The organism is Nocardia sp. NPDC004151 (assembly GCF_042874235.1).
Classification (GTDB): domain Bacteria; phylum Actinomycetota; class Actinomycetes; order Mycobacteriales; family Mycobacteriaceae; genus Nocardia.
Window position 1 is genome coordinate 1 of the sequence record NZ_JBIAMR010000006.1, and the last position, 17,788, is coordinate 17,788.

17 protein-coding genes are annotated in these 17,788 nt (G+C 69.5%); 10 read left to right on the plus strand and 7 right to left on the minus strand.

Translation table 11 applies throughout. The annotated features are described in order from the left end of the window. Positions 1-89: 89 nt before the first annotated feature. The 3 genes from ACFYTS_RS15450 to serS all read right to left on the minus strand — a co-directional run bounded on the left by ACFYTS_RS15450 (position 90) and on the right by serS (position 4,677). Positions 90-1,397 (minus strand): MFS transporter, encoded by a 1,308-nt coding sequence (locus ACFYTS_RS15450; RefSeq protein WP_387304661.1) that lies wholly within the window; start codon positions 1,395-1,397, stop codon positions 90-92. Between the two features lie 76 nt (positions 1,398-1,473). Further along, a complete protein-coding gene (locus tag ACFYTS_RS15455; RefSeq protein WP_357275074.1) occupies positions 1,474-3,267 on the minus strand; it encodes a bifunctional diguanylate cyclase/phosphodiesterase in 1,794 nt (597 codons plus the stop codon). A 150-nt stretch (positions 3,268-3,417) separates the two neighbouring features. Beyond that, a complete protein-coding gene (serS, locus tag ACFYTS_RS15460; RefSeq protein ID WP_357275072.1) occupies positions 3,418-4,677 on the minus strand; it encodes a serine--tRNA ligase in 1,260 nt (419 codons plus the stop codon). Positions 4,678-4,936: 259 nt separating this feature from the next. Here serS and ACFYTS_RS15465 point away from each other — a divergent pair, with 259 nt between their 5' ends. From ACFYTS_RS15465 to ACFYTS_RS15490, 6 genes are all read left to right on the plus strand, one after another. Then, on the plus strand, positions 4,937-6,526 hold the full coding sequence (locus ACFYTS_RS15465) for a GMC family oxidoreductase N-terminal domain-containing protein (RefSeq protein ID WP_357275069.1): 1,590 nt from the start codon (positions 4,937-4,939) through the stop codon (positions 6,524-6,526). A 240-nt stretch (positions 6,527-6,766) separates the two neighbouring features. Continuing rightward, a complete protein-coding gene (locus tag ACFYTS_RS15470; RefSeq protein ID WP_387305146.1) occupies positions 6,767-7,843 on the plus strand; it encodes a septum formation family protein in 1,077 nt (358 codons plus the stop codon). A gap of 21 nt (positions 7,844-7,864) precedes the next feature. Then, on the plus strand, positions 7,865-8,218 hold the full coding sequence (locus tag ACFYTS_RS15475) for a metallopeptidase family protein (RefSeq protein ID WP_379103137.1): 354 nt from the start codon (positions 7,865-7,867) through the stop codon (positions 8,216-8,218). A 75-nt stretch (positions 8,219-8,293) separates the two neighbouring features. Then, positions 8,294-8,605, plus strand: coding sequence for a PE family protein (locus tag ACFYTS_RS15480; RefSeq protein WP_387304665.1), 312 nt, complete (start codon positions 8,294-8,296; stop codon positions 8,603-8,605). 12 nt (positions 8,606-8,617) lie between these two features. Next, the gene (locus ACFYTS_RS15485) at positions 8,618-9,760 is read left to right on the plus strand and encodes a PPE domain-containing protein (RefSeq protein ID WP_387304668.1); all 1,143 of its coding nucleotides are present in this window, start codon (positions 8,618-8,620) and stop codon (positions 9,758-9,760) included. Then, on the plus strand, positions 9,757-10,590 hold the full coding sequence (locus tag ACFYTS_RS15490; RefSeq protein ID WP_387304670.1) for an ESX secretion-associated protein EspG: 834 nt from the start codon (positions 9,757-9,759) through the stop codon (positions 10,588-10,590). The genes ACFYTS_RS15485 and ACFYTS_RS15490 overlap by 4 nt, the downstream gene beginning before the upstream one ends. On the opposite strand, the gene ACFYTS_RS15495 is transcribed toward ACFYTS_RS15490, so the two are convergent. The 3 genes from ACFYTS_RS15495 to ACFYTS_RS15505 form a co-directional block, all read right to left on the minus strand. Further along, positions 10,587-11,249: a histidine phosphatase family protein gene (locus ACFYTS_RS15495; protein WP_357275056.1), complete on the minus strand. Its 663-nt coding sequence runs from the start codon at positions 11,247-11,249 to the stop codon at positions 10,587-10,589. The two genes, ACFYTS_RS15490 and ACFYTS_RS15495, sit on opposite strands and share 4 nt — an antisense overlap. Next, the gene (pheA, locus tag ACFYTS_RS15500; protein ID WP_357275053.1) at positions 11,246-12,163 is read right to left on the minus strand and encodes a prephenate dehydratase; all 918 of its coding nucleotides are present in this window, start codon (positions 12,161-12,163) and stop codon (positions 11,246-11,248) included. The genes ACFYTS_RS15495 and pheA overlap by 4 nt, the downstream gene beginning before the upstream one ends. 144 nt (positions 12,164-12,307) lie before the next feature. Continuing rightward, the gene (locus ACFYTS_RS15505; RefSeq protein WP_357275051.1) at positions 12,308-12,727 is read right to left on the minus strand and encodes a hypothetical protein; all 420 of its coding nucleotides are present in this window, start codon (positions 12,725-12,727) and stop codon (positions 12,308-12,310) included. A gap of 150 nt (positions 12,728-12,877) precedes the next feature. Here ACFYTS_RS15505 and ACFYTS_RS15510 point away from each other — a divergent pair, with 150 nt between their 5' ends. The 4 genes from ACFYTS_RS15510 (at position 12,878) to ACFYTS_RS15525 (ending at position 16,632) form a co-directional block, all read left to right on the plus strand. Further along, complete coding sequence (locus ACFYTS_RS15510) at positions 12,878-13,648, plus strand: DUF2470 domain-containing protein (protein ID WP_387304674.1); 771 nt, start codon at positions 12,878-12,880, stop codon at positions 13,646-13,648. 24 nt (positions 13,649-13,672) lie between these two features. After that, complete coding sequence (locus ACFYTS_RS15515) at positions 13,673-14,467, plus strand: CPBP family intramembrane glutamic endopeptidase (protein WP_387304677.1); 795 nt, start codon at positions 13,673-13,675, stop codon at positions 14,465-14,467. Positions 14,468-14,518: 51 nt separating this feature from the next. After that, entirely contained in the window at positions 14,519-15,991 is a 1,473-nt protein-coding gene (locus ACFYTS_RS15520; RefSeq protein ID WP_387304680.1) for an LCP family protein, read from the plus strand. Between the two features lie 92 nt (positions 15,992-16,083). Next, positions 16,084-16,632 (plus strand): ferritin, encoded by a 549-nt coding sequence (locus ACFYTS_RS15525; protein WP_357088354.1) that lies wholly within the window; start codon positions 16,084-16,086, stop codon positions 16,630-16,632. 129 nt (positions 16,633-16,761) lie between these two features. Here ACFYTS_RS15525 and ACFYTS_RS15530 read toward each other — a convergent pair whose 3' ends face one another. Further along, complete coding sequence (locus tag ACFYTS_RS15530; RefSeq protein WP_387304682.1) at positions 16,762-17,676, minus strand: DUF5926 family protein; 915 nt, start codon at positions 17,674-17,676, stop codon at positions 16,762-16,764. Positions 17,677-17,788 lie beyond the last annotated feature (112 nt).

Here is a 17,788-nt window from a genome sequence, read left to right on the forward strand (position 1 = left end):
TTGCCAACGTGGACAGCGCTTTCCAGCTCACGTGTGGAGGGGTGCCGCTTCGCGGCACCCCTCCACACGAACTACTTTCAAAACACGGCCTAGTCGTGCTCGGCCGCAAGAGATCTGGTGTGGGACTGGAGCGGAAGCCAGGTGGGGGTCAGGGCGGCGGCCAGGAGGAGAGGGATACCCAGCGCGGCGACCACGAACGGCAAGGGGAGCCAGGTGGTGGCGACGGCTGCGAAAGCGAAGACCAGCAGGGCGATCACCTCGGTGGTGAAGCCCGCGACCGAGGTGACCGTGGCTCGGGCCTGGCCGGTGATGGCGTCCTGCAGGCGGGCCGAGGCGATAACGTCGGCATTGTAGTCGATGCCGTAGGCGATGCCCACCGCTGAAAAGCCCACGGCGGTCAGGACATACAGAGAGGTCGGGTGGGCGGCGGCCGAGCCCGCCAGCAGCGCGCCGGCGATGAACAGGACGCCCGCGACTGTCAGGGCCGATGCCATGCCTCGGGCCGACGTCCGCTCGGTACGGCCCACCAGCATCGCGCCGGCCAGGGAGCCGGCGACAGTGACGCCGACCAGCACCGCGGCCAGGGACGGTCCGGCGCCGGCGTGGTCGGCGAGTAGGGAGAAGTACTCGTCGAAGGCGGTGATGCCGTTCAGCAGGGCGACCAGGATGACTCCTCGGCGAATCAGCCTGACATGCAGTGCTTCTCGTAGTCCTGCGCGCAGCATCGCCAGGTAGCCAACAGGTTCCGAGGCTGCCGAGGCTCGTGGCAGGCGAGACTCCGCGGCGGGATCCGGATCGTCATCGTCGACGCCCTCGAGGTCCTCGACAGTCGCGGCGGATATCGACTTCGGCGCACTGGGCAGCAGGACCGCGGTCACGGTGTGCACGGCGGCGATCGCGACGCTGGACCAGGCGACCAGGGCGTAACCGCCCCAAGCGTAGAGCGGTGCGGCCGCGAGAATGCCTGCGAGCGCGGCCGCTTCGGTAGCGGCGCGGACGTAGCCCATCAGGCGCGGGTATTCGACGGTTGCGGCGCGGGCATGCAGGTCGTCGTAGATCAGGGCCTCGAAGGTGCCCGATCGGAGGGCGCCGGACGCGCCCCAGAGCATGAAGCCGGCGGCGAAGCCCAGGTAGGACGGGTACAGGGTCCAGACCGCGAAGCCTGCCGCCAGGAGCGCGCCGGACAACACGAGCAGGCCGCGCCGCGACACGGTGTCGGCCCAGGCTCCGGAGGGGATCTCCAGGATGAACGCGGTTGCCGACCAGATCGCGAACAGCGAGGAGATCTGCGCGGCGTTCAGGCCGTAATCGGCGAACAGCAGGGCGTAGATCGCGTAGAGCGGGATCAGGTCCGCGGTGAACGCGAACAGGACCGCCCGGAAGGTGAGTGCGTGCATCGAGCCCGCACGCTCGGTGCGGGGCAGAGCACTACGAAGGACGAATCAACAGGCGTAGATCAGCATCCGCATGGGATCAACTCTGCGCGCCGGGGGTACCACCGTCAAGCGGATTATCGATGGGGATCCAGCCGTTGCTGGACGGCTCGCCCTCCGACACCGACGCGCCGACCAGACCCGGGCGTTCGTTGAGGTCATTGATGAGCTCGGTGACCGGGTGCTCGTCGCTGTAGTGGTAGCCCTGGGCGAGAGCGAAACCGAGCTCGGTGAGGACCGCGGCCTGGTATTCGGTCTCCACACCCTCGGCGATCACCTGCAGGTCCAGGGACTTGCTCAACGCCGCGATCACGCCCAGCAGCGGCGGGGCGGGGGAATCGGAGCGGATCGACGCCACGAAGGACTGGTCCACCTTGAGGATGTCCGAGGGCAGGGTGGCCAGGCGGCTCAGCGAGGAGTAGCCGGTGCCGAAATCGTCGATGGCGATACGGACGCCGAACTCACGCAGCTTGTGCAGGTTCGCGATCGCGGTCTCGGACTCGGCCGCCAGCTCGCTCTCGGTCACCTCGAGCACCAGTTGCTCGGCGGGCCAGCCGGTTTCCTCGAGAATGCCGGAAACCCGGGCGGCGTACTCGGACTCGGCCAACTCCAGGCCGCTGACATTGACGTTCAGAGTCAGGTCCAGCTGAGCGAACGTCTCCTGCAGGCGGGCGGCGTCGGCGCAGGCGCGACGCAACACCAGCTCGTCCAGATCGGAGATGAGGTCGTATTCCTCGGCGACCCGGATCAGGCCCTCCGTGGTGACCTCCGGCTGCGCGTGAGAAGACCAGCGCAGCAAGGCTTCCACGCCGACCGCGCGGGTATCGCCGTCGGTGAGACTCACGATCGGCTGGTACTGCACATCCAGGGTGCCGCGGTCGATGGCCTCACGCAACTCCACCGCCAGCGGCAGCTGCCGCGACGACTCCAGCACCGTGCGATTACGGCCCGCCTGCTTGGCCCGGTACAGACCCACATCCGCACGCGACACCAGCAGCGAACCGGATTCACCAGGCTGCCACGACGTCACGCCCGCCGAACAACCGGTAGTGACGGCGGCCCGCAGCTCCTCGGTCAACAGGATCGCGGCCTGCTCGGTGGTGCCGGGCAGCAGCAGCGCGAACGCGTCACCGCCGTAGCGGGCCAGGCGCTGATCCGGCGCAAGCAGTTTCGACCAGGTGTCGGCCACCCGCTGCAGCACGGCGTCACCGGCCCGGTGACCCAGATGGTCGTTGATCTTCTGGAAGCGGTCCAGGTCCATCAGCACCAGGGCCAGACCCTGACCCGTACGGGTGGCGTGCGCGATGGCATTGCTCAACGCGCGGTCGAAACCGCGGCGGTTCAGCAGACGGGTCAGCACATCGATGTCGGCGTCGGACGCCATGCGCGTCAAAATGCCGACCACGATGCCGATTCCGAAGGTGATACCCGCCGGAATGATGCCCGACCACCACGGCAGCCCGCGCGACGGCACCACCCAGAGACAGCAGGCTATGGCGAACGCCAGATGCGCGCCCAGCCAGCGCCACGAGAAGAAGATCGCGGCGTCACAGGCCACGAACACATAGAACGCGGCCAGGCTGATCGCGCCGACCGTGTTCGGAAACCAGTGCACCGCAACGGTCACCAGCACCGTCGCCGTCGCCACATAGGCGTGATGCACCGAATGCGGCAGCCTCGGACCCCAGATGAGCAGGCTGATGCCCAGCAGCAGCGCCACGAACGCCGCCACGCCCACCAGCGGCCGATTGCCCTCATCACCCGGAGCGACGGCGGTCAGGACAAGACCCAGAAAGCCACCCATGACGTAGAACGCCCCGGTGGTCCGAGCCATGACCATTGCCGTCGCCAGCGCCGATGCCGCCCGGACCCGGGTTCGGGCATCGCCGCGAGACCCGATTCCTCGCACGCTGCCCAGCCTAGCCACAAGCCCAGCCAGCGGTAGACACATCCGGCGGAATAAGCCACGCCGAGTAGCGAATACTCAGCGCGGCTCCAAAACCTCGGCGCCGACGAAAGGCACCAGCGCAGCGGGCACTCGTACCGAACCGTCCGCTTGCTGATGGTTTTCCAGCAGCGCGACAATCCAGCGCGTTGTCGCCAATGTGCCGTTCAGGGTGGCGGCGATCTGCGGCTTGCCGTTCTCGTCCCGGTACCGGACGTTCAGGCGACGGGCCTGGAACGTCGTGCAGTTCGAGGTCGAGGTGAGTTCGCGGTAGGTCTGCTGAGTGGGAACCCAAGCCTCGCAATCGAATTTGCGGGCCGCCGAGCTACCCAGATCGCCCGCCGCCACATCGATCACCCGGTAGGGCACCTCGATGGCGGCCAGCATCTCCCGCTCCCAGGCCAGCAGCCGCCGGTGTTCCTCGTCGGCCTGCTCCGGGGTGGTGTAGACGAACATCTCCACCTTGTCGAACTGGTGCACGCGGATGATGCCGCGAGTGTCCTTGCCGTAGCTGCCCGCCTCCCGGCGGAAGCACGACGACCAGCCGGCGTAGCGCTTGGGACCGCCGCTCAGATCCAGGATCTCGCCCGAGTGATAACCCGCCAGCGGCACCTCCGAGGTGCCGACCAGGTACAGGTCATCGTCCTCGAGGTGGTAGACCTCGGCCGAATGCTGACCCAGGAAGCCGGTGCCCTGCATGATCTCCGGGCGCACCAGCACCGGCGGGATCATCATGGTGAAACCGTTCGCCGTCGCCTTCTGCGCGGCCAGCTGCAACAGGCCCAGCTGCAGCAGCGCGCCGTTGCCGGTCAGGAAGTAGAACCGCGAACCCGACACCTTCGCGCCGCGTTCCATATCGATCAGGCCCAGCGACTCACCCAGATCCAGGTGGTCCTTCGGCTCGAAATCGAACTCGCGCGGCGTGCCGACCGTGTCGAGCACGATGTAGTCGTCCTCGCCGCCGGCGGGCGCGCCCTCCTGCACCACATTCGACAGCGCGCGCTGGGCGGCGTCGAGGTCGGCGTCCGCGGCGTTCTCCGCCGCTTCGGCCTCCTTCACCTTCGCCGACAGCTCCTGGCCCACCTGCAGCAGCGCCGGGCGCTCCTCCTTGGAAGCCTTGCCGACCTTCTTACCCAGGGCCTTCTGCTCGGCGCGCAGATTGTCGGCCGTCGCGACCGCCGCGCGACGGGCGGCATCCGCCTCGAGCAGGGCATCCACCAGGGACGGGTCCTCACCGCGAGCACGCTGCGAAGCACGGACCACGTCGGGGTTCTCCCGCAGGAATCGAAGGTCGATCATGAGTATTCAGCCTAGTTTGACTGCCTCCGCTGCGCTCCGGCGGGTTCGCGGCCTCTGGTCCCGATTCTTCCCTCCTCCGCTCCTCCGCTTCGCTCCCCCGCTCCGTCAGTCCAGAATCGGGACGGCCGCGGACCTTTGAGTTGATCCGATCCATCCGGGCCATCCACCCCACGACCCGGTGATTTCCGCCATAGGGTTACCCCGATGGGACGGCCGGGGCCCGGGACGGGCTCCGCCGTGGTCTTTCCGAGGAGTCACCATGCCCCAATACACCCCGCACACCGCCGATTTCGTCGTAGTCGGTGCCGGATCGGCGGGGGCCGCACTGGCCGCGAAACTGAGTGAGCGACCCGGCGTCAGCGTCGTGGTCCTGGAGGCCGGCGGTGAGGACAACGACAAGTTCGCGCACATCCCCGCGGCGTTCAACCAGCTGTTCCAGGGCGACAACGACTGGAACTACCGGACCGAGACCCAGCCCGAACTCAGCAACCGGCGCGTCTACTGGCCACGCGGCAAGATGCTCGGCGGATCCTCCTCCATGAACGCCATGATGTGGGTGCGCGGCTTCGCCGCCGACTACGACGAATGGGCCCGCTACGCCGGACCCGAATGGTCCTTCGACAACGTGCTGCCCTACTTCCAGCGAATCGAATCCGTGGAAGAGGCCAGCGAGCCCGGCGAAGGCCGCAAGGGACCGCTGCACATCTCCCGCCAGCGCAGCCCCCGTGCCCTCACCCACGCCTACCTGCAGGCCGCCGCCGAAGCCGGATACCCGGTCGAACGCGCCAACAGCGATCGGCCGCAAGGGTTCTCGCAGACCATGGTGACGCAGAAGCGCGGCGCCCGCTGGAGCACCGCCGACGCCTACCTGCGGCCCGCCCGCCAGCAAGGACGCAACCTCACCGTCGTCACCGACGCGCACGCCACCCGGGTGCTGTTCGAGGGCACCCGCGCCATCGGCGTGGAATTCCGGATCGGCGGCGAGACCAAGCAGATCAGCGCCAAACGCGAGGTCATCCTGTCCGGCGGCGCGATCAACAGCCCGCAGCTGCTCGAACTGTCCGGCATCGGCGATGGCGACCGGCTACAGGAACTCGGCATCCCCGTGGTGCGGCACCTGCCCGAGGTCGGGCGCGGCCTGCGCGACCACCTGGCCGCCCCCATCGTCTACCGCACCACCGGCGGCAGCCTCTACGGCGCGGACAAGAACCTGCTCGAACTCGCCAACTACTTCGTGCTGCGGCGCGGGCAGCTCACCTCCAACATCGGTGAGGCGTACGGGTTCACGCGCAGCCGCGAGGGCCTCGACCTGCCCGACCTGGAACTCATCTTCGCGCCCGCCCCCTACATCGCCGAGGGCCTGGGCGAACCCGACGGGCACGCGCTCACCTTCGCCGCGGTGCTGCTCAAGCCGGAATCCATCGGCAGCGTCTCCATCACCTCGCCGGATCCGTTCGTCGCGCCGCGCATCAACCCGCGCTACTGCGCCGAACCGGCCGACCGCGCCGCCCTGCTCGCGGGCCTGCGCACCTGCGTCGAAATCGCCAACCAGCCCTCATTGAAGGAACACATCGGCGAACTCATGCAACCCGCCGTCCCGTCCGACACCGCGCTGGACGAGGTGCTGCGCCGCTGCCTCGAGGACCACTCGCACACGCTGTACCACCCGGTCGGCACCTGCGCGATGAGCCGCGACGAATCCAGCGTGGTGGACCCGCAACTGCGGGTGCGCGGCATCGAGGGCCTGCGCGTCGCCGACACCTCGGTGATGCCGATGATCACCCGCGGCCACACCCACGCCCCGGCCGTCATGATCGGCGAGAAGGCGGCTGACCTGATCTTGTCTTAACGGTCCTGCCCCCGCTCACGGGCTGAAACAGCGCCCGCGGGTTCGCGGCCGTCTCGATTCTGGACGGACGGAGCGGAGGAGCGGAGGAGGGAAGAATCGAGACCGCGGGGCCGCGAACCAGCCGGAGCGAAGCGGAGGCAATTAAGCTCGGCTGCGATGCCTGAGCAAAAGACGCCTTCGCAGTGGTCCTCGCAGTCCTCGCAGCGCCAAGGGCCGCCGTCCCGTCACAAGCCGACGGCGATGGATCGTTTGCTGACTCCCTTCCGCGCGGTGGAAGCCCAGCTGGACAAGAACGGTCCGCTCTCGGCATCCACCGTGCGGTGGGGGCTGCTGGCCATGGCGGTCGGCGTCACGCTCGCCGTGCTCATCACCATGTTCGTCTCGCACGGCTTCGACTCCAACCGGGTGAAGGCGCACGCACCGGGGGCCGCACAGCCCACCGGCGCGGTCGCGGGCGCGGCCTTCGGCACCGCCAAGGAGGGCGACTGCCTGACCTGGACCAAGTCCAATGCCAGCGACCTGTCCAAGGTGGAGTGCGGCGGCAAGCACCTGTTCGAGGTGACCGCCGACATCGACCTGAGCAAGTACCCGGGCAAGGAGTTCGGGCCCGGCTCCCGCTTCCCGGACTCGCTGCGCTTCTCCGAACTGCGCGACGAGCACTGCGTGTCCGCCGCCCAGGAGTACCTCGGCGGTCGGCTCGACCCGCGCGGCAAATTCGTCGTCGGCCTGATCAATCCGGGTGAGGCGGGCTGGAAGGCGGGCGAGCGCACGCTGCGCTGCGGCCTGCAGGTCTCCGGCAGCCAGGGCCTGGCCACCAAGCCCATCACCGGCAGCGTGCGCGACATCAACCAGTCCAAGGTCTACGACGTGGGCACCTGCATCGGCATCAAGTCGAACCTGCCCACCGACCCGGTCGACTGCAGCCAGCCGCACGCCTTCGAGATCGTCTCCACCGTGGACCTGGCCACCCACTTCAACGGCGGCCCGCCATCGAAGGACGAGCAGGACAAGTACATGGAAGACCAGTGCGCCAAGGACGCCACCGACTACCTCGGCTCCCCCGACGCGCTGCGCAACAAGACCCTCACCCTGTTCTGGGACGCGCTCGACACCCGCAGCTGGGTGGCCGGCAGCCGCAGCCTCAACTGCCTGGTCGGCAAGGGCGCGGACCAGGAGGGCTTCGCGGCCATCACCGGATCGGCCAAGGGCGACATCCAGATCGACGGTCAGGCCCCGGTGCCGCCGCCCAACAACGGCCGCTACACCCCGCCGCCGCTGCCCGGCGCGGTGCCGCCGGTCATCCCCCAGCCACGCTAGTTCCGGGGGGACAACGCAGTCATGCCCGTCTCGATGTCCGACGACCGCTTCGAGGAGCTGGTCGGCGACGCGCTCGACCTGATTCCGCCGGAGCTGGCCCGGGCGATCGACAATGTGGTGGTCCTCATCGAAGCGCGCAGTGACGAGGACCCCCACCTGCTCGGTCTCTACCACGGCATCGCCCTCACCGATCGGGACTTCAGCCACTACGGGGGCGCCCTGCCGGACACCATCACCATCTATCGCGACGCCATCCTCGAGATGTGCGGCAGCGAAGACGAGGTGGTCGAAGAGGTGGCGATCACGGTGATTCACGAGATAGCGCACTATTTCGGGATCGACGACGAGCGCCTCCATCAGCTGGGATGGGGCTGATCCGGGGGAACCGACCGGCGAACCTCTGCGTCCAAGCCTCATAACCGGGGATAGAACGTAGAGAGGGGCCTGATCATGGTTGGCCATGTGCTCGTGCAGCCCGAGGTGATCCTCGCGGCCGCCCTGGAACTCGATCTGCTCGCCGAACGCCTGGCCGCCGCCGCGAGCGCGACCGCGCCGGCGACCCACGTGCTCCCCTCCGGCACCGAAGAGGTGTCCTCCCTGGCCGCCGCGCATTTCAACACCGCCGCGCTGACCCATGACCGGTCCCTCGCCCAGGGCATTCTCGAACTGCACCACGCCGCCGCCACCCTGCGCGGCCAGCTGGCCCAGTACCTGGCCCACGACGCCATGCGGGCGGCCGCTCTCGCGGCGATCCGGGTGTAAGGGAAGAAACGCATGACATTGGGGATCACCGGGGTGTGCTGGCTGCCCCGCATGGCCGAGATCAACTCCCTCTCACTCAACACCGGGGCGCACGCGATTCCGATCGCGGCCGCGGGCGGCGCCTGGGGCGGCCTCTCCGCCGCCTGGGTGGACGCCACCACGACGGTGGCGCGGGTGATGGCCGAGATCGGGGTCGGGCTCGAGGGCGTCAACGGGCTTGCCGTGCTGGCCCGGCTCGGCGGGTTCACCGTCTGGGCCGAACAGCAGGCGGTCATGGCGGGCGTGATGGCGGGCAAGGCCGGCGCCCATGCCACCGCCTACACCGTGGCCTCCATCGCCATGCCGAGCCTGCCGGAGATCGCGCTGGTGGAGACTGCGCGGGTGGCCGCGTACTCGTCCGGCGGCGCACTCGATGGCGCGGCCGAAGCCGCCGAGGCCGCCAAGCTGGCGCTCGACATCCGGGCCGCGCTGGTCATGGAAACCTATGAGGCGGCGACGAGTTCGATGGTCGCCACACCCGGCCAATTCCTGATGCCGCCGCCCATCGCGGTGGGCGCGGGGTCGGCCGACGCCGGTGGGGACGCGTTCAGCACCGGCGGTGTCACGAGTGCGGGAAGCGTTGCGAGCACGGCGATCACGGCCGCAGCCAACGCCCTGACACAGCCGGGATACGGGACGCCGGCACCGGCGGGCACGGCGGCCACAGGGGTCGCGACCACCGGAGTCGGCGGGGCGGCGCTGTCCACGCAGGCCGTGTCCTACACCGGCGGCGGATCGGTGAGTATCGGCAACGGCGCGGGTACCCTGCGTCTGCCCGAGGGCTGGGGACCGGGCCTCGGCGGACCCGGTGGCCTCGGAAACCCCAGTGGCGCAACGGCGCCGACCGCGCCGGCCGCCGAGCCGAGGGGTGTGGCCGGGACACCCGCGTCGACCGCACTGGTCCGTTCCACCGGGACCGGCTCAGTGCTCGGGCAGCACGGCGGCGACGAAATCGAGACGCGCCGCGGCCACGACTACGGCCGCTCGGTCGAGGTGTTCACGGACGGGCGGGTGGTCGCGCCCGCGGTCATCGGTGGCGACGCGGTCTGCGGCGGGGACACGACGGTCGCGCCTGCGGCCATCCACGCGAATGCCGCTGCCCGGGCGCATCGGTGACCGTCCTCGGCGCGGGCCGCGGGCCGTCGCCGCTGGGCTCGGTCACACTGTCCCTCGACGAAATGCGGTATCTCCAGGAGACATCGGGTATCGACGAGCTGCCCGTGGTGCTGAATGCCCTGGGGCGCTACGACCATGCCGCCGACCACGATGCCGCCATGGCCGCGGCGGCGGACGCACTCGCCGAACGCGAACTGCTCGAGGGTGATCCGGCCGCCGAGGACCATCGGGTCCATCCGGAATTGGCCGAACGGCTGCGGGTGCTCCACCGGCCGCACTGGGTGCTGGCGTTGCGCTGGTACGTCGAGGGCCAGGTCAATCGGCTGTGTATCGCCAGGGGCGACGACGTCGACGTGGTCGCGCTGCGCGGCCCCGGATCCTATGTCCTCGACGAGGCGAGCCACGATCTCCCCGGCACCGTGCTGGCCGCGCTCGGCCCGGCCGATCCGCTGGCACTGGCCGGAATGCACGCGCCCACCGAGGATCTGGTGCCGATCTTCGACGACGCGGGCGACTCCGCCACCACGGCTGCCCGCCTGAGCACGGTGTGCGATCCGGCGCGGGACGCGCAGGCCATCGCAGCGGCGCTGGTGCGGGTGCATGCGCACGCGGAGATCGTCGGCGTGCGCTACGGCGACGGCGTGCGCGAGGTCGCCGGGAACCACCTCGCCGTGTACGACACCCGTCACGGCCGGTTCCTCGCCATCACCACCACCGCCGAGGACGGGACCAAGTGGACGTCCTTCGCGAGCGGCACCCCCGCCCGGCTGCGCACGGCATTGCGGGATCTCGCCGAATCCCTGCCGCTGCGTGCCGAATTCGGCTCCTAGCCCATCGGGTCGTCGCCGGTGGCGGCGAACGCGCCGGTGAACGGCGCGGGATGGCGGCCCCAGCGGGTGCACTCCCAGCGGTCGTCCTCGAACGGCTGCAACTCGATGGTCTCGGTGTTGTCGAGATGATTGTTGGCGGCGAAAAGCCTTGGCACCCCGGTGAGTTCACGCGACACCAGGCGCATGGCGGCGCCGTGGCTGACCACGATGACATCGCCGGCGCCGGGCCTGGTCAGGTAGTCGTCGCGTAGTCGCCGCAGTGCGGGCAGGTAGCGGGCGAGCACGTCCTCGCCGGATTCGCCGCCCGGGATCCGCACGCTCAGATCACCGAAATGCCAGGCGTGATAGACCTTCTGGAATTCCAGGTGCGCGTCCCGGCTGGTCTGGCCCTCCAGGTCCCCGAGCTGCACTTCCTGCAGGTCGTCGAGCACGTTGAGCGCGACGCCGGTGGCCGACTCGATGTAGCCGCCGGTCTGGCGGGCCCGCAGCGCCTGCGACGAGAACAGCTGTTGCGGCGGCGCGATCAGGTTCGCGCCGAAGGTCTTCGCCTGGGCCACACCGCGTTCGGTGAGCGGCAGCCCGGGCAGCCGGGTGTCGAGGATCTTGCCCACATTGCCTTCGGTCTCGCCGTGGCGGACCAGGATGAGTTTGCCGCTCACAGGTCGGCCACCCCCTTCTTCAGATCAGCCAGCCAGGCCGCGGCGGGCGCGTCCGGTGGCGGCGGGGTGCCGGTGGCCGCGGTGGCGGGCCAGGAACCGAGGAACCGGATCCGGGCGGCGGTGCGGTGCAATGCCTTCAGGGCCTCGGCGACAGCGGTGTCGTCGATGTGTCCGACACAGTCCAGGTAGAAGCGATAGGTCCCCATGCCGGTGCGCGTCGGCCGGGACTCGATGCGGGTGAGATCGATACCGCGGGTGGCGAACTCGGCGAACGCCCGCATCAGCGAACCCGGTTCGTTGGCCAGCTCCAGCACGATCGAGGTGCGATCCGCACCCGTCCGTCGCGGGGCCGGTTGCGGCGGCGCGACCAGCACGAAGCGGGTGACGGCGCGTTCCACGTCGGCGACCCCGTCGGCGAGGGTGGTCAGTCCCAGGCGCTCACCCGCCAGCGCGGTGGAGACCGCGGCCTCGGCGTGCCCGGCCACCACGTCCTCGGCGGCCGCGGCGTTCGATGCCGAGGTGTACATCTCGGCCAGCGGCATGTTCACGGCCAGCCACATCCGCACCTGCGCGGCCGCGACCGGATAGGCGGCGATGCGGCGGACCTGGTCGAGCGCGATGCCCGGGCGGCCCACGATCGTGAACGCCACATCCAGATCGGTCTCGGCGAGGATCTGTAATCGCGGACCGACGGCCAGCGCGTCCAGCGTGGGTGCGATCGAACCCTCCACCGAGCTCTCGATCGGCACCACCGCGCCCGCCGCCTTGCCGGCGCGCACCAGTTCGACGGCAGCGCCCTGACTCGGGGCGGGGATACGCTCGACCGGTCCATCGAAGGCTCCGGTGGACTCGAGTTTGGCGAGGGCCATCTCGGTGAAGGTTCCCGACGGCCCGAAGTAGGCGATACGCGGCACGGTTACGACATTACTTGCGTGCGCGCGGTCACCTCCCGCTTTGCCCGACTCCTGGGTAACTTTCGGCGAAATCCTCGGTGTCGCCATAAAAACCGCAGGCCCGGACGCCAGGAGGGCCGGGCGGAGGCCAGCGGCGGGGCGAATTCAGCCGCCCAGAACCGCCAATCCGGTTCGCACGGCAACCGCGTCCGCGGTCTCGATGGCGAGCAGAACATCACGGAAGGCCTCGACGGCGGGCGGCTGCAGGCCCGTCAGGAACGCGGTGTCGGGGGCGGTCAGTGCGGTGCGGATGTCCTCGCCGCAGAGGGCGGCCACGGTCGCGGCGACAGCGGCCAGGGCGCGCTCGCCGGAGTCGGTGCGGGCCACGAAACCGGTGTCGCCGTGCACGATTCGCACCAGGAATTCCGAGACCGCCTCGTCGTCGAGGGTGAGGTCCAGGACCTCGACGCCCGGAGCGGCGGTGATCGGGCGGACCAGGTCCTCGGTGAGCCCGCGCGCCGGGCGCGGCGGGACGGACAGGCTCAGCGCGACCGGTTCGGGCGCGTGCGATGAATCGTGCGGCACGCTCCCACGGTAATGGCCCCGGCAGGCCACCTGACCTCGACCCCGAGGGTGTGCGGCGGGACGGCGCGGTCCCGGCCGGCGGGGAACGTCTTGCGCGAGCGACCTGCGTCACTTAGCTTAGGTTTACCTAATTCACCCCCGGAGGTGTCCATGACGCACGCGGCCCAGGTCGTCGCGCCCACAACCGCCGAACGCGTGCACAGCGCCTGCGCGCACGCCGAACACGCGGTCCTGGCCCTACCCGGCCTCGACCCCGCGCCCACCTCCGTGCACCTGCTGCGGCAGTGCGGCGACATGGTGATGGCGGTGCCGATGAACTCCACCGCCGCCGGACTCGTGCACGGCTGCGGCGTGAACGGCTCCCCGGCGGTGCTCGAACTCACCGACCAGGCGCCACTGGCCCTGCGCGAACGCGTCCGCGCCCTGGTCTGGCTGCGCGGCTGGGCCCACGCGGTGCCCGCGCACTCCCAGCGCGCCCTCGCCGGAGCGATCGCCGCCGACCACCCGCACCCCGACCTGCTCGACATCGGCCACACCGCCACCCTGCTGCGGCTGGTCATCGACTCCGCCGTGGTGGCCGACACCTCCGGGGCCGCCTCGGTCGACCGCGAACAACTCCGCGACGCCCGGCCCGACCCGTTCTGCGCGCTGGAAGCCGGTTGGCTGCAACACCTTCAGGCCGACCACCCCGACGTGGTGGACCGGCTGGCCCGCCGCCTCCCGCACGCCCTGCGCCGCGGCGCGCTCATCCACCCGCTGGCCATCGATCGGTACGGCGTCACCCTGCGCGTCGAGGCCATCGAGGCCGACCACGACGTCCGCATCCCCTTCGAGGCCCCCGCCGACGACATCGAATCGCTCAGCCGCGCGGTACACGCCTTGGCGGGCAACCCCTTCCACGGCGGGATGCACCGGATCTGACGCCGCCGCGCCTAGATTGGCGGCATGGTTTCGGCTGATCCCGCGCCCGTCTGGCCCGCGCCCGAGTCGTCCGAGCAGGGGCGCCGGGCGATCACACTCGAGATCACGGTGGTGCTGGTCGTCACCTTCGGACTGAGCGGGGCCAACGCGGCACTGTCACTGCTGGAGAGCGCCCTCTCCCCCGGCGGGGTCGGCGGGCAGACGGTGGCGCTCAATCCCTCGCGCGCCACCCAATCGGCCATCGACCTGCTGTTCCAGCTGTTGAGCGTGGCGCGGCTGCTCGGGTGGGCGGCCCTGGGGATATATCTGTTGTGGCGCAGCGGGATCGCGCCGCGGGCCATCGGACTGGCGCGGTCACTGCGCTGGCGCGCGGACGTGCTGCCCGGACTGCTGCTCACCGCGGTGATCGGAATACCCGGACTGGGGCTGTATCTGGCGGCACACGCCCTCGGCGTGAGTGTGACCATCGTCCCCAGTTCACTCGAACACTGGTGGCGACTACCCATGCTGGTACTGGCCGCCTGGGCCAATTCCGCGGCCGAGGAAGTGCTCGTTGTGGCCTATCTCATCACCCGGCTGCGGGCGCTCGGCTGGACCGAGAACCGGTCCCTGCTGGCGTCGGCGCTACTGCGCGGCAGCTACCACCTCTACCAGGGTCTCGGCGGCGGGCTCGGAAACCTGGTGATGGGGTTGATCTTCGGGCGCTACTGGCAGCGCGCCAACCGGCTGTGGCCGCTGCTGCTCGCACACGCCCTCATCGACACCATCGCCTACCTCGGGTACGCCTTCCTGCGCGGACATGTCTCCTGGCTGCCGTGAATCCGCCCGGAAAGCGGCGCGGCGCGGGCGCGGTCGGTACTGTTTCCAGTAATGAACGGCGACGACCCCCAGCACTTTGCACGGATGCGCCGGGAGCCGCCGCCGGGACGCCCGGGGGAGCGCCCGGCACACCCGCAGCGCCCGATGGCGAATCCCGGGCAACCACAGCGGCCTTCGGCTCCACGGCAGCCCATGCCCGATCGGGCGCGGAACTACGACCCGCCCGTTAACGACGGCAGGCCGCGGGTAGAACCAACCCAGGTGATCCGACGCGATGAATCCGGTCAGGGCCTGGCGTATTCGCAGGTGCCGCCGCCCCGGAACCCGGACCCGCGACAGCGACCGCCCGGGAACCGGATGCCGCCGCCGGGCAATCGCGTGCCACCCCCGGGGAATCGGGTTCCGCCGCAGGGTGATCGGATGCCCGCCCGGACCGCGACGCCCATGGGACACGCGCCCACCCAGCAGCCGGCCCCCTTCCACGAGGGCCCGCCCCGCACTCCCCCGCCGCCACTGCCCGGCAAGCGCCGCGGCGACGACGGGCGTCCCCCGCGCGGGGCCCGGCCGCGCCGCAAACGGCACTGGTTCCGCTGGATCCTGTCGCTGCTGGTGGTGCTGCTCGTGCTGCCCATCGCCGCGGCCATTTACGTCGACACCCACCTGACCCGGATCGACGCGCTCGCGGACTATTCCGGACGGGTCGGCGACACGCCCGGGACGAATTGGCTTCTGGTCGGATCCGACAGCCGCGCCGGGCTCTCCCAGGCGCAGGAGGACGAGTTGTCCACCGGGTCCGATGTGGAGGGCGAACGCACCGACACCGTGATCCTGGTCCACATCCCCAAATCCGGGCGGCCCACCCTCGTCAGCCTGCCGCGCGACTCGTATGTGAACATCCCGGGCGTCGGCAAGGACAAGCTCAATGCCGCTTTCTCGGTGGGCGGCGCGAAATTGCTGGCCCGCACCGTGGAAGGCGCGACCGGTGTGCACATCGACCACTACGTGCAGATCGGATTCGGCGGCTTCGCCAATATCGTGGACGCGGTCGGCGGCATCGATATGTGCCTGGACGAGCCGATGAAGGACCCCTTGGCGGGTATCGATCTGCCGGCGGGCTGCCAGACCCTGAGTGGCCCGAACGCACTGGGTTTCGTCCGTTCCCGCGCCACGCCGCGCGCCGATCTGGATCGCATGCTGAATCAGCGCAAATTCCTCAGCGCGCTGTTGAAGAAGGCGTCCAGCCCGGCCACGCTGGCCAATCCGTTCCGATCCTGGCCGCTGGTAAGGGATCTCACCTCGGCGTTGAAAGTCGACGACGGTGCGCACATATGGAATCTGGCGGGCCTGGGCAATGCGCTGAGCAGCGATCCGATCACCACGACGGTGCCGGTCGGCGGCTTCGAGAATGTCTCCGGCAGCGGCAATGTGCTGCTCTGGGACAAGACCAAGGCGAGTGCGTTCTTCGACGCGCTGGCCAAGGATCAGCAGATCCCGGCGGACCTGATCACCACGGTCGGAAGTTAGTTCGATTTAGGCAATACTTGCCTCAATAAGGCTGTGCTCAATAAGGCTGCACTTGGATGACACGCGGTTTTACCAGGATTAATGTTCTCCGCATGTCCACCCGAACCCAGACCAAGCGCAGCAAGTTCCAGGCCCTGCTGCAGGATCAGATCCGCAACGAATTCAATGCCGAGCACCAGTACATCGCGGTGGCATTGTGGTTCGACAATGCCGATCTTCCGGTCCTGGCCAAGTATTTCTACAAGCAGGCCGTGGAAGAGCGCAATCACGCGATGATGATCGCGCAGTACCTGATCGACCAGGACATCAGTGTCGAGATGCCCGGGGTCGATTCCGCCACTTCGCATTTCGCGAACGCCAAGGAGCCGATCGCGCTCGCCGTCGCGCAGGAGCAGTCGGTCACCGACCAGATCGTCCAGCTCGCCAAGACCGCCCGCGAAGAGGGCGACTACCAGGGCGAACAGTTCATGCAGTGGTTCCTCAAGGAGCAGGTCGAGGAAGTCGCCACCATGAAGACCCTGCTCACCGTCGCCGAGCGGGCCAGCGCGAATCTGTTCGACCTGGAGAACTTCGTGCAGCGGGAAATGAGCAGCCCGAAGGACGCGTCCGGCGCGCCGCACGCCGCGGGTGGCTCGCTGTAACCGGCGAATCACGGCAATAACCCGTGGGGCCGAACATGATTCGGCTCCGTCCGGTGGATAGACGACACAGGCCCGGTCCGACGCTTCGGACCGGGCCTGTTGCCGTATCGCGCGGAAATCCGCGGACGGTCAGCGCAAGGTGACCTGACGCGAACGCAGGCCGTCGCGGGAACGACGCTCGTCGGAGGTCAGCGGGGCGTCCGACTGCAGCGCGGCCGCCAGCTTCGCGCCGAATTCGCGTGCGGGAGCTTCCCATTCGCTCGCGTGACGCTCACGGTCCAGGTCGAAGACCGGCACCAGCAGGCCATGGGTGCGGAACGAGCCCGCGAACCGCGAACCCTCGCCCAGATGCAGATCACCGGCGGCGTGCAGGCGGGCCAGGGCCAGCATCAGCTGGTCCTCGTCCTCGGGGCGCACCCAGCGGATGTGTGCCTTCTCGCCGGCGTCGACCCACCAGGCCGCGCCGGTCGCGTCCGCGCCCAGCTCCAGGCGAGCCGACGGCATGATGGCCCGGTTGGCCTGCTCGATGGTGGCGGCCACCTGCGGGTCCGGGGTGACGCCCGCGGGCACCCACCAGTTGAAGTCCTGGTGCACCGTGAGGTCCAGGGCCGCACCGGAATCCAGCACCTCGGTCAGCGGGGCGCCGCCGACGCTGGCGGAGGCGAGCGAGTCGCCGGGGGTGGCGGACTGGGTCCACAGGATGGCGGCGGCCAGATCCGCGGCGGGATCGGCGGACTGGAACTGCACCTGCGTGCCAACGAAACCGACCGGCTCGTCACCGGCCCGCACCAGCGCGGCGACCGCACCCGGCAGCACGGTGGCGAGGGTGACCTCACGCTCCGCGCCGACGCTCGGCGCCAGCTTCAAGGTCGCGGTCGCCGACGGCACGAACTCCCGTAGCGCGACCAGATCGCATTCCGCGGCCAAGCCCGCGAAGGGCCGCGTCACGGCCGACGCCGCCGCCTCCTGTTCGGCACGGCGGGCGGCCAGCTTCTGCGCCCGATTGGAGTCCGGCTTGGGACTGTTGCGCTTGCTCTTACCCATGGTTGGCAAACCTACTGTGTCTTTGGCCCTACGCTCCGCTCCGGGCAGGGTTCGCGGCCCCTGGTCCCGATTCTTCCCTCCTCCGCTCCTCCGCTTCGCTCCCCCGCTCCAA